General features: G+C 75.4%; 7 protein-coding genes. 2 read left to right on the top strand and 5 right to left on the bottom strand.

Annotation, left to right across the window (positions count from 1 at the left end):
- Positions 1–15 precede the first annotated feature (15 nt).
- Positions 16–693: a tetratricopeptide repeat protein gene (locus WMF12_RS41295; protein ID WP_437854143.1), complete on the top strand. Its 678-nt coding sequence runs from the start codon at positions 16–18 to the stop codon at positions 691–693.
- A gap of 36 nt (positions 694–729) precedes the next feature.
- On the opposite strand, the gene WMF12_RS41290 is transcribed toward WMF12_RS41295, so the two are convergent.
- The 5 genes from WMF12_RS41290 to WMF12_RS41270 all read right to left on the bottom strand — a co-directional run bounded on the left by WMF12_RS41290 (position 730) and on the right by WMF12_RS41270 (position 10273).
- Complete coding sequence (locus tag WMF12_RS41290) at positions 730–1650, bottom strand: 3-hydroxyacyl-CoA dehydrogenase family protein (protein WP_437854141.1); 921 nt, start codon at positions 1648–1650, stop codon at positions 730–732.
- Positions 1647–2174 carry a hypothetical protein gene (locus WMF12_RS41285; protein WP_437854139.1) on the bottom strand — a complete coding sequence of 176 codons (528 nt, stop codon included), beginning with the start codon at positions 2172–2174 and terminating at the stop codon, positions 1647–1649. Before WMF12_RS41285 ends, WMF12_RS41290 begins: the two co-directional genes overlap by 4 nt.
- Before the next feature lie 118 nt (positions 2175–2292).
- Positions 2293–4764 (bottom strand): AAA family ATPase, encoded by a 2472-nt coding sequence (locus WMF12_RS41280; protein WP_437854137.1) that lies wholly within the window; start codon positions 4762–4764, stop codon positions 2293–2295.
- A gap of 239 nt (positions 4765–5003) precedes the next feature.
- Positions 5004–9689 (bottom strand): VIT domain-containing protein, encoded by a 4686-nt coding sequence (locus tag WMF12_RS41275; protein WP_437854135.1) that lies wholly within the window; start codon positions 9687–9689, stop codon positions 5004–5006.
- A 5-nt stretch (positions 9690–9694) separates the two neighbouring features.
- Positions 9695–10273 (bottom strand): RNA polymerase sigma factor, encoded by a 579-nt coding sequence (locus WMF12_RS41270; RefSeq protein WP_437527665.1) that lies wholly within the window; start codon positions 10271–10273, stop codon positions 9695–9697.
- A 264-nt stretch (positions 10274–10537) separates the two neighbouring features.
- On the opposite strand from WMF12_RS41270, the gene WMF12_RS41265 reads away from it, so the two are divergent.
- Entirely contained in the window at positions 10538–11737 is a 1200-nt protein-coding gene (locus WMF12_RS41265; protein ID WP_437854133.1) for a S1C family serine protease, read from the top strand.
- Positions 11738–11904 lie beyond the last annotated feature (167 nt).

The raw sequence follows: 11904 nt of genomic DNA, 5'->3' as shown, positions 1-11904 counted from the left end.
GGTACCTTGGCGGGCATGCAGGACCGCTCGCTCGCTGTCGTCGCATCGCTCGCCCTCGCTGTCGTCTTCTCCGCGGCGCCGGTCGCCGCCCAGCCGCCTGCGGGCAAGGAGAAGCCGCAGGCGGCTGCGCCCGAGCCGGCGGAGGCCGCGCCCGACGCTGCTTCGTCGCAGCGCAAAGATCCCAGCGGGCACACCGGCATCAGCCCCTACACGGAGCAGGTGCTGAAGGGCCAGGCGTCGTTCGTGGCGCGCGACATCCCGGGCGCGATCGCGGCGTTCCAGGAGGCGATCAAGCTGGATTCCTCGAAGATGCTCGGCTTCTACCTGCTTGGCGAGGCGATGCTCGAGTCCGGCAACATGGCGGAGGCCGAGACGGCCTGGACCACGGCGATCGGCAAGAAGGGCACGGAGGAGCTCCACGCCAAGGTGCTCTTCTGCCTCGCCGATCTGCGCGAGCGTCAGAAGAACTGGCAGGCCGTGAAGGAGGCGTGGGGGGCCTACAGCGCGTACCTGACGAGCAACCCCAAGGCGACCGGCTATCCGGCGACCGCGGCGGAGCGGCAGAAGCAGGTCGACCGGCGGGTGAAGGACGAGAAGGACTACGCCGCGGTCAAGGAGCGCATCATCCAGCGCGAGGCCGAGCGCCAGAAGGAAGCCGAAGAGAACGCCAAGAAGGACAAGCTGAACCGGTAGCGCGCCCTCGGCCGCGCGCGGCCCCCGCCGCGCGCCCTACCCGCGACGCCAGCCGTCGCTGGGCTGGGCCCCCGCCTCCGTCCACCGATAGAACCCTTCCCCCGTCTTCTTCCCGAGCTTCCCCGCCCGCACCATCTGCCGCAGGATCACCGGCGGCCGGAACTGCTCCCCCACCTCGCGGTGGAGGTGCTCCAGGATGGCGAGCCGCACGTCGAGCCCCACGAGGTCCGTCAGCTTGAGGGGCCCCATCGGGTGCCGGTACCCGAGCTCCATCGCCCGATCGATGTCGACGGCCGACGCCACCCCGGCCTCCAGCATCCGCATCGCCTCTGCGCCGAGCGCCACGCCGAGCCGGCTCGTCGCGAAGCCGGGCGTGTCGTTCACCACGATCGGCGTCTTGCCCAGGCGCCTCGCCACCGAGAGCGCCGCCGTCACCGTCGCCTCGTCGGTCTCGAGCCCCCGCACCACCTCGAGCAGCTCCATCACCGGCGGCGGGTTGAAGAAGTGCAGGCCTATCGTGCGCCCGCCCGCGCCGAGCCGGCGCCCGAGCTCCGTGACGCTCAGGCTCGACGTGTTCGTGCCGAGCAGCGCCCGCTCCGGCGCCGACGCCTTCACCCGGCCGAGCACCTCGACCTTGAGGTCCATCCGCTCGGGCACCGCCTCGATCACGAGATCGGCGTCCGCCGCCGCGCGCTCGAGATCCGGCGACGCCACGAGCATCCCGATCATCTCGCTGCGCGCCTCGTTGAGCATCTTGCCCTTCTGGACGAGGCGATCGGTCGAGCGCTTGATGTCCTCGATCGCCGCGCCGATCCGCGCGGCCTCGACGTCGTAGAGGCGCGTCACGTAGCCGGCGACCGCCGTGACCTGCGCGATCCCCTGGCCCATCGTGCCCGCGCCGAGCACCAGCACCGTGCGCATGCGCGCTGCGGCGGGGTCCACCACGATCTCGCTCACTTCGACGGAGCCGGAGCGCCGTCCTTCTGCCGCGCCTCCATGCGCTTGCGCACCAGCTCCACCTCCTGCGGCGTCAGCTTGCGCAGGTTCGCCGGGCCCGGCGCGGCGGTGCCCGCCGCGCGCTCGGCCGCGGCGGCGCTCAGGGCCTCCGCGGCCGCCCCCGCCGCGGGCCCGGTCGGCGCCGCAGGGCGCGCGCCGGGCTGCGCCGCAGGGCGAGCCTCGGCGGTCGCCGGGCGGGCGCCGGCGGGGGCGGGGCGAGCGCCGGCCGCCGCCGGGCGAACCTCGGCCGCAGCCGGGCGCGCGCCCGCCGGCGCGGCCTGCCCCGCGGCGCCGTCGTCGTCGCTGTTCATCGCGAGACACGTGACGCCAGCCACCACGAAGACCGCGAGCCCCAGCGCAGGGACCCAGTTCGGGGTGGGCGGCTCGTCCGCCGGCAGCGCGCGGGCGGGCTCCCCGTCGAAGCCATGGTGATCGCTCACGTCGTGCGCCGGGGCCGCGTGAGCCTCGTGATGGGCCGTGCTCATGCGCGGACAGTTGCCGCACTTCGAAAGCGGCGTCGAGGGGGTTCCACGCGCTTCCACGCGCTTCCACGTACCGCCCACGTACCGCCCGCGCCCCGCCGGCCAGAACGGCCGGGCGCGCTCAGCCCGCGAGCCGCCGGTGGCTGTCGAGCGCCGCGCGCTGATCCTCGAGATCGTCGCCGTAGACGGCCTCGATCGCCTCCGCCGCGAGGCGGTGCTGCCGCTCCGCCGTCTCCATCGGCTGCATCCCGTACGCGGCGTCGCGGATCAGCACCGTGCAGAACTCGAAGCGGTGCTCCCCCATCCGCGACCAGATCCGCTGCGCCTCGCCGAAGCGCAGGTGATCCACGAGCGCCGAGGCGTCCGGGATCATCCGGGCGAGCACGCGCGTGTCGAACTCGCGCCCCAGCACCGCGGCGGAGATCACCGTCTGCCGCGTCCGCGGCTCGAGCCGCTCGAGCCGCGCGACGAGCAGGCTGTTCACGGTCCGCGGCGGCATGAACCGGCTCGAGCGCGCGGCGTCGTGGGCCGACCCGTACCGCCCGTCCTCCAGCCAGTACGCGAGGATCTCCTGCGCGAAGAACGGGTTCCCTCCCGCGGTCTGGCCGAGCAGCGACCCGAGCATCGTGGGGAGCGGGCCGCCGAAGAACGGCTCCGCGAGCGCGAGCAGCCGCTCCGCCGGGAGCGGCGCGAGCTCGATCGCCTGCGACGGGATGCCGGCGTCGAGCGGGATGCGGGCGTCCACGCCCTCCCCCGAGGACGCCGCCGGCCGCGCCGAGCAGATCACCGCCAGCGGCAGGTCCCTGCAGGCGGCCGTGATCGCGCGCACCGCGTCGAGCGAGGTCCGATCGGCCCACTGCGCGTCGTCGAGGTGCACCACCACCGGCTGCAGCGAGCTCTCCGCGACGAGCAGCGCGGCGAGCGCCCCGAGGACCTCGTCGCGCCCCCCGGCCTCGGCTCCCGCCTCCTGGCCGCGCAGCCTGAGCAGCCGCGCGAGCGCCTCGCGCGATCTGTCGATCCCGGCCCGCACCTCGGTCCAGCTCTCGGGCAGCCGCTCCAGGAGCAGCTCCAGCGCGAGATCGAGCCCCGCCTCCTTGGCCCGCTGGCCGAGCTCCGACGAGATCCCGAGGTACTCCTTGAGCGCGAACTCGAACGCGTAGAGCGGGGTCCTCAGCGTCTGATCGCAGCGGGCCTCGATCCACAGGAGCGGGCGCATGTCCATGAGCTGCGCGCGCTGGTGGCGGTAGCTGTGCACGAGGTAGCTCTTGCCGATGCCCGCCTCGCCGAGGATGTACACGACGCCCGCGGAGCGCCCGGTGAACAGGGGCTCGAGCGCCTGCGTGAGCCGCCCGAGCTCGACCTCGCGGCCGATGGGGCCGAGGTCGTAGAACTCCTCCTGCACCGCGATGCGCCGCCGCTCGAGCGAGTAGACGAGGATCGGCAGATCGAACCCGTCGAACCGGAAGATGTTCTCCGTCGACCACTGGTGGCTCGCCTCGCCCGCGCGGAACGCCCGCTCGTCCGCCCAGATCGACGACGGCGCGGCCTTCCGCGCGATCTGCGCGGCGAGGTGGATGGCGCGGCCGACGCACGCGAACTCGCGGCGGCCCACGGCGCCGAAGAAGCCGACGAGGCAGCGCGCGCGGGTGACGCCCACCGCGAGCCGGGGCACGCCGAGGCCGTTGCTCTTCAGCTCGAGCGCGAAGTCGAGGGCGCGATCGTGGTCGCTCTCGTGCGCGACGGGCGCGCCGAAGTAGAACTGCGCGCCGAAGCCGCGCTCGGTCACGGTCATGCCGGCGAACGTCGCGCCGTACATCGCCGAGATCTCGTGCAGCTGCTGGAGGAGCTCCGTCGGGCTCTCCACCCGATCGAGCGAGACCGACACCGTCGTCACCTCGCGGATCTCGCCCTCCGGCGCGAGATCGCCCGCGCCCGGCGGCAGGAACGCCTCGACGTCCGCGTCCGTCGGGGCCGACGTGATCGTCAGCGAGGGGGGGCCGCTCAGGAGATCGGCCTCGTCGAGCTCCGCCACGCTCTCCCGCGCGCTCGCCGCGGGGAGCCGCTCGCGGAAGCTGCGATCGAGGTGGAGCTCGCTGTCGTCCCCCCCGCGGTCGGTCGCCTGGCAGGCCTCCATCGCGGGGCCGTAGATCAGGAAGTACGCGCGATCCGGGGCGATGCGCACGATCGTCCAGTGGACCGTGCCCCAGGCGAGCCCGATCCTGAACGGCGTCTGCGCGCCCCCGGCGCCCAGCGTGCGCCGCGCCGCGAGCTCCAGGAGGCTGCGCCGCATCGCGAGCGCCGCGCTGCGGGCGTGCCGGGTGACGTTGCGCCCTGGCCGATCGGGGAACAGCGCGGTGAACCCGCCGGCGGGCGACAGCGTCGCGACGAACCCGCCCGACTGGTGCACGGCCTCGAACAGCGGATCGAAGAACGAGCGCAGCGCGTCCGGATCGAGCGCCTGGCGCGCGATCATCTGCTCGGCGAGCTCCACGATCGCCGGCAGCGAGACGTGCAGGACAGCCGCGTCGACCGCTCCCGCGTATTGCCCTTCGGCGTCCTGTTCGAGGATGAAGTCCGGGACGAGCGGATTCATGTCGAAACTGTATCGGGTATCTCCGCCCGACACGAGCGCGGCGGGAGGGCCGCTCGATCCCCGGGCGAGCGCGCCCGGGGGGGCGATGAAGAGGTTGTTACGGAAGCGCGCTGCGAGGGTCGTTCAGGACATGTGAAGGGAGGGGTGCGCAAGAGAGGGCCTCCGCGCGTGGGCGGAGGTCGGTCCCGTCAGGTTCGTCTTCGTCCGTTCCGTCAGTTTCGTCAGTTTCGTCAGTTTCCTCAGAACGGCGGGGCCGCCAGGCCGTCGACCGGCACCAGGCGGGAGGTGAAGAAGACGCGCACCGTGCCGAGCTCGAGGCGCGCGCCGTCGAGCGTGAAGGGCACCTTGCGGGTCTCTCCCGCGAGGCGCAGGGTGAGCTCGCCGCGGACCGGGCCCGGCGCGCTGGCCCCGGGACTCGAGGCGCCGGCGCCCTCCTCGGCCGACGCGCGCGCGATCTCGACGACGTAGCTCCCCTTGGGGAGGCTCCGCAGGGCGAGGGACTCCGAACGCGTGCTCGTCGCGTCGCGCGAGCGCACACCCACCGACGGGAGGGTCGCGCCCATCCACGAGACGCGCCGCCCCTGCGCGTCGATGAGGGAGAGGTCGAGGTCGGCGCCGCCGGTCCACTCGGCGCTGAGCCGCACGTCGCCGGGCAGGTCGGCGGCCGGCGCCGCGTCCGGCTGCGCGAGCCGCCGGTCGATCTCCGCGCGGAGGGCGGAGGTCGCGTCGAGGCGGAGCTGGCTCGCGAGCTCGCTCATGCCGCCCTCGCCGGCGCACCGGATCGCGGCGGCGACGAGCTTCGCGTCGGCGGGCGCGAGGTCGGCGAGCGCCACCCGGTGCTGGCACGCGAACGCGGGCCGCCCCGCGGCGTCCCAGAGCTCGGCGAGCCGCGCCTGGGTGGCCCGGTCGCCGGGGCGCACGTCGGCGAGGCCGCCGAGGATGCGCGCGGCGCGGTCGCGCTGGCCCTGCCGCGCCGCGAGGTCGGCGCGGGCGATGAGCGCGTCGGGATCGAGCGCGTCGCGCCCGCTCCAGCGCGCGGTCAGCTCCTGGGCCTCGCCGAGGCGGCCGGTCGTGGCGTAGAGCGCGTAGAGGCCCGCCGTCCTGTCGCGGCTGTCCGGGGCCGCCGCGAGCGCCGCCTCGGCGGCCGCGGTCTTCGCGGCGCTTTCGGGCGCGAGCGTGTTCGTCGCGTCGAAGCTCACCTTGCGATCGAACACCCGGCGCATCGGGATCATCCGCCGCGACGGCGGCGGGCGCGACCACTCCTCGGCAGCGACGAGGCCGTCGTCGCGCGATCTCCGGGCGCGCTCGTCCAGCGGGGGCGCCGGCTTCGGCTCCGCGGGCGCGGCGGCCGTCGGCGCCGGCGCCGGCGCCGGCGCCGGCGCCGGCGCAGGCATGTCGTCGAGCGAGCCCGAAAGGGGATCGAACTTTTGGAATCGTCGCTTGGCGGGCGACGCCGGGCGGGCGCCGGCCGACGTGCGAGACTCCGCCTTCGCGGCCGGCGCGGCGTCCGGCCAGCCGGAGCCGCCGCCGCCCCTGCCGCTGCCCGACAGGCCGAGGCCCGCCCCGAGCGCGTCGCCCTTCTCCTCGGCGCCCTCGTCCGCCGCGTTGCCGGGCTCCTCCCCCTCGGCGCTCGCGCTCACACGCTCGGCCTGCTCCTCGCCCGTGAAGGCGGAGGTGATGCCGTCTCGATCGAGGCCGAACGCCTTGAACATCGCCTCGCTCTCCAGGACGAGCAGCGAGGTGAACCGGCTCGCCACCGAGAAGCGCCGCGACAGCTCGATGATGGCGGGCTTCTGCGCGTCGCCGCCGGTCTCCTCGAGCTCCGCGATCTTCGCCGCGGCGTAGAGGCGCGGGACGAAGGCGTTGCCCGCGCCGGTCGTGGCGACGATGTTGACGGGGTAGGTCTGCTCGAAGCGCTCGCCCGAGACGCGGCCGCGGAGGCGGATCGCGCCGCTCACGTCGGCCCCGGAGCTCATCCGCGCCACGACGAGCGCCTCGCCGCCGGCGCGGATCGGGTCGAGCCGCGCCGGCGTGACCTGGGTCAGGCCGGGCGGGAGCTCGATCTCGGGATCGCGCAGCGCGAGGCCGTACGCCGCGCCGAGGACCGACTGCGCCGTGCTCGCGACCTTCTGGCCGGGCACGTAGGGGACCATCACCCCGCCGCCGCCCCGCGCGAGCGCCCTGAGCGACGTGGTGTCCGCGTCGCTCCCGAGCGCGACCGCGACCACCGCGGCGGCGCCGTCCGCGGGGACCGCGCCGCGCACCGCGGCCTCGATGTGGGCGGGGCGCGTCGGGCCGACCGAGGGCGTGCCGTCGCCGAGGTAGATGATCCGGAGCTCCTTGCCGTCGAGCGGGCCGGCGGCCGCGCGCGCCGCGATCATCGCCGCGGCGAGATCGCTGCCGCCGTCGGGCTCGATGCCGCCGAGGAAGCGCTCGACCTCGCCCGCCGAGGCGGCGCCGGGGGCCATGGGGCGCGCGGCGCCGCCCTGGCCGGCGTCTCCGAGCGAGCGGCAGAGGGTGTCGCACGCGAGCACGACGACCTCGTCGCGCCGGTCCATCTCGCGGACGAGCGCCGAGGCGAGCCGCGTCGCGCGGGCGAACCGCTCGCCGACCATGGATCGGCTCGAGTCGACGACGATCGCGTGGCGCCGCGAGGTCGACTCCTGCCACCGGGGGAGCCGGGGCCGGATCGCGATCGCGACGTACGGCGACGTGTCGCTCGCGATGGCCTGCGCTGCGGCGAGGGAGGCCTCGTGCTCCGCGCCGTCGCGCTTCGACGTTCCGGCCGCGCCGGCCGCGCCGCGCCGCGCCTGGGAGGCCGCGGGTGGCGTGGCCGGCGCCGGGGCGGGGGGCATCCTGTAGGCCCAAGCGGTGACGGGCCGGTCGCGATCGGGGAGCGCGTACTCGACCGTGAGGTCGCCGGCCGGCGTGAACCCGCGGGCCTCCAGCGTGCGGCGGTCGGCCGCGCCGTCCGCGGGCGCGGCGGCGAGATCGTAGCCGCGCGTCGCGACGCCGAACTCCCGGTCGTGGCCGAGCACCTGCACGTCGAGCGAGAAGTCGCCGATGTTCGTCGTGCCGCTCTGGTCGTGGGCGAGCGGGTAGGTGAAGCGCCGGACGCCGCCGGCCTGCTCGACGAGCTGCGTGTAGGTGAGCACGACGCGCCGCGAGCCGCGCTTCGGGATGGGGAAGATGCGCAGCTCGAACCGGCCGCCCCGCTGCCACTCGAGCAGCGCGGGGTCGCGCCACGGGCCGGGGACCCAGATGATCTCCTCGCGCGGCTTGGGCGCCTTGGGGGCGGCGTTCTGGAGGACGCCGCGCCAGATCGCGGCCCCGCGATCGCGATCGACGAACGCGCCCTCGACGAGCTTGCCGTCCACCTCGAGCGCGAGCCGCTCGATCTGCGCGCCCGGCGGGAGCGGGAACCGGAAGATGCCCTCGAGCTCCTCGTCGGTGTCGTTGGCGAAGGTCTCGTCGATCTCGGTCCTGGCGACGACGTCGACGATCCGCACCTTGACGGCGTGCCTGGCGAGCCGGACGGCCCGCTCTTTCTCCTGCGTCGCGCCCGGCCTGCGCGCCCTGAGCTCGCCGAGGCCGCGGAGCGCCGGGGCGTCGGCCTCCTCGGCGGAGCGGTCGCTCCACTCGAGCGTGTCGGCGAGCGACGTCGCGCTCGCGACCTCGGGCGCGGCGCCCTTCGCGAGCGTCGCCTCCTCGCCGGCGCGCACCTCGACGGGCTCGCCGCGCTCACCGGTGACGCGCACGGCGCCGCGGGCCACCTCGACCGAGGCGCGCGCGGCGCCCGCGGTGATCGCGAGCTTGGTCCCGAGCACCTCGATCTGGCCGTGCGGCACCTCGACGCGCGCGGGCGGCGCGCCGGGGGCCGGGGTGACGTCGAGGACGACGGCGCCCTCGTCGACGCGCGCGCGGCGGCCGTCGCCGGCGATCCACACGCGGGAGCCGCGGTCGATGGCGAGCGCGGAGCCGTCCGCGAGCGACAGGTGGGCGCGCGTCCGCGCGTCGGTGCGCAGGGTCGCGCCCTCCGGGAGCGCGGCGCCCGCGGCGAGCGGCGCGCAGGCGCCCGCGGCGTCGCACGCCTCGAGGCCGCCCGACCTGTCGGCCGACGCGCGCGACACCGAGGCGACCTTGCCGGACCATGGCGCCCCGGCCGCCGCGGCGACGGGCGCCGCCGTCGTTTCGCCGCCGCGCCGCAGGGCGACGCCGGCCGCTACCGCCGCCGCCGCGGCCAGGGCGGCGGCGGCGAAGGCCGAGCGCCGCCCGAAGGCCATGCGGCGCGCTGCCGGCGCGGTTCGCTCCGGCATCGTGGAGCGCGGTCCGCCCGTGCGCGCCTCGGCCGCGCCGGATCGCGCTCCGGAAGTGTCGGGACGCGGCCTGGGCGTAGGGGAACGCTCTTCGGTGGTGCCGGATCGGACGTCGGCCGTGTCCGATCGTTGCTCGGCGATGTCGGATCGGGCTTCAGCGGTGTCGGATCGCCCTTCGGCCGCGTCCGATCGTTGCTCGGCGATGTCGGATCGCCCTTCGGCGGTGTCCGATCGCCCTTCGGCGGTGTCCGATCGCCCTTCGGCGATGTCCGATCGCCCCTCGGTCACGCCGGATCGCGCGCCTGCGGCGCCGTGTTGCTCGTCGGCCGCCACCTTCAGGACCGCGCCGCTCGTCGCGCCCTCCGAGGGGCGCGCCGCCTCGAGCCGCCGGAGCAGCGCGTCTGCGAATCCGTCTGCCGGCCGGAAGTCCGCGCCGGCCGCCGCGGCGACCTCCGCGGCGCGCGCTGCGTCGTGGCGGAGATCGCGGCACGCGTCGCAGCCGGCGATGTGCTCGTACAGCGCCGGCCGCGCCGTCCCGTCGAGCACCTCCGCGAGCTGCTCCTCGACCTCGCCGCAAAGCCCAACCGAACCCGTCTCTGTCGCGCCCATCGCCCTCACTCCTCGCCCAGCTCGGCCCTGAGCCGCGAAAGCGCGCGGCTCACCCGCTTCCGCGCCGCCGCCTCGTCGATCCCGCACGCGATGGCCACCTCCTTGAAGGAGAGGCCTGCCTCGAAGCGCAGCACCACCGCCTCGCGCTCGCTCGGCTTGAGCCGCGAGAGCGCGGCGCGGGCGCGCTCGGCCCGCTCGCGCTCCGCCGCGAGCTCGCTCGCGTCGGGCCGCGGCCGGGTGTCGTGGACGAGGCGCAGCCGCGCCTCACGCCGCGCCCTGAGCTCGGTGTGCCGCCCGCAGAGGCGCCGCGCGATCCCGAAGAGCCAGGCCCGCACGCTCCCCTCGGCGCGGTACTGCGGGAACGCATCGAACGCCGCGAGCAGCGTCTCCTGCACCAGCTCCTCGCTCTCGGCCTGCGACCCCGTGAACGCCATGCACAGCCGGCCCAGCGGCATGGCGTAGGCCTTCGCACACCGCGACAGCGCTTCCCGGAAGTCGCCTGCCCCGATCAGCCCCTCGATCGCGCGCGCCTCGTCGGCCCGCGCGTCGCCCTCCGACCCAACGAGCGCTAACCCCGCTGCCATCGCTGCCTCATCGCCGGCCATGTGCCCCCGTCCCCCGAGTTCGTGACCGGATTTTTTTTCGCCCCCCGCCCCCGGCGGACTCCGGTGCCCGATCCCACGGTACAGCGCGGTCCGGCCTTTGCCTTTTGCAATGCGATCCCCGCCGCAGCAGAATCGGCCGTCGCCTCAGGAGCCGCGCTTATGAACGAGACAAGCCCGCCTGGTGTCACAAACGCCGCCGCGCCCCGGGGCGCGGCGGCGAGCGATCCCGTTGACAGGTCGCGTGTGAAGCGATGGAGACGGTCGCTGGCGCTCGCCGCTGCCGTGTCCGCCGCCGCAGCGCTCGCCGCCCCCGCGGCGCTCGCGCAGGGCGCGCCCGGCGAGGCGCAGGCTCAGGGGGAGGGTGAAGCCCCGCCGGCCGGCAAGCGGGTGGTGCTCCCGACCCGGGCCAGCGCGGGCGGGAAGGAGAAGAAGGCGGCCGCCGCCGAGCCGAAGGGGGGTCCGGCCGAGAAGGACAAGGCGGAGCCGCCGGTGGAGGAGCGCGCCGCGCGCGGCGTGGTGGTCATCGAGCGCGGCGGGCAGGTCCTCGGCCTCGGCGCGGCGCTCGCCGGCGACGGGCGCATCCTGACGGCGCTCTCGCCGCTCGGCGCGGGCAACGACCTCACGGCGCGCCTCGCCGACGGGACCACCGTGCGGGTGAAGCTCGGCCACCACGACCGCGTGTGGGATCTCGCGCTGCTCGTGCCGCAGACCGGCAAGTGGGCCGAGGGGCTCACCGCCTCGTCGCGCGATCCGGTGCGGCCGGACGCGCAGATCCGCTCGTTCTCGGCGGCGCGCGGCAAGGTCGCGGCCACCGCGCTCGTGCTGCGATCGCACAAGACGCTGATCGGCGGCGACGACCGGCCGCTCGAGCGCGCGATCGAGCTCGGGTCGCGCGTCTCGCCGCTCGATCTGGGCGCGCCCATCATCGACGAGGACGGCCGCGTGGTCGCGATCCTGGGCCGCGGCTGCGCCCCGAACGAGGGCAAGCCCTGCACGCCCGTCGCCTTCGGCGTGCCGATCAGCGCGGTCAGGGCGTTCCTTCGCGCGGTGCCGAAGGAGGCCGTGCCGCCCGCGGCGTGGCTCGGGATCCAGGGCGTCAGCGCGGCGGCGCCGGTCGCGAAGGGGGTCCGGGTCACCGTGGTGCACCCCGAGAGCCCTGCGGACGAGGCCCGCTTGACGGGCGGCGATCGCGCGGAGAGCGACATGATCCTCGCCGTCGACGGCGTGCCCGTCACCAGCCCCGAGGCGCTCTCCGACGCGATCCGGACGCACGCGGTCGGCGAGAAGGTCCCGCTCACGTTGCTGAGCCGCGGGAAGTACCGGCAGGTCACGGTCGTGCTCCGCGCTGCGCCGGATCCGTCGGCCGCCGCGGCGAAGCGGCCGGAGGCCGAGCTCCCGCCGCCGAGCTCGGGCGGCAAGTCGACCGAGGAGTACCGCAAGTAGGCAAAAAATGATGCGGGGCCGCGCGCGGATTCTATAAGCTCGGCGCTCGGGCCCGATCCGGTTGACACCCCGTCAACCGAACCTCCAGGATCGGGCTCGAGCGGCTCGGACGGGCGCGCTCGCGGTTCTCATTCAACCTCGCGCCTAGCGCGGGGCCATCGATCGGG

Source organism: Sorangium sp. So ce363 (assembly GCF_051520435.1).
In the GTDB taxonomy this organism is placed as follows: Bacteria; Myxococcota_A; Polyangia; order Polyangiales; family Polyangiaceae; genus Sorangium; species Sorangium cellulosum_B.
Note: the sequence above shows the minus strand (reverse complement) of the source record. Positions and strands in the feature narration are given on the sequence as shown.

Coding starts and splice junctions, on each gene's coding strand:
- WMF12_RS41285 (WP_437854139.1), bottom strand. CDS start 2,174: ATGAGCACGGCCCATCACGAGGCTCACGCGGCCCCGGCGCACGACGTG.
- WMF12_RS41275 (WP_437854135.1), bottom strand. CDS start 9,689: ATGGGCGCGACAGAGACGGGTTCGGTTGGGCTTTGCGGCGAGGTCGAG.
- WMF12_RS41280 (WP_437854137.1), bottom strand. CDS start 4,764: ATGAATCCGCTCGTCCCGGACTTCATCCTCGAACAGGACGCCGAAGGG.
- WMF12_RS41270 (WP_437527665.1), bottom strand. CDS start 10,273: ATGGCAGCGGGGTTAGCGCTCGTTGGGTCGGAGGGCGACGCGCGGGCC.
- WMF12_RS41295 (WP_437854143.1), top strand. CDS start 16: ATGCAGGACCGCTCGCTCGCTGTCGTCGCATCGCTCGCCCTCGCTGTC.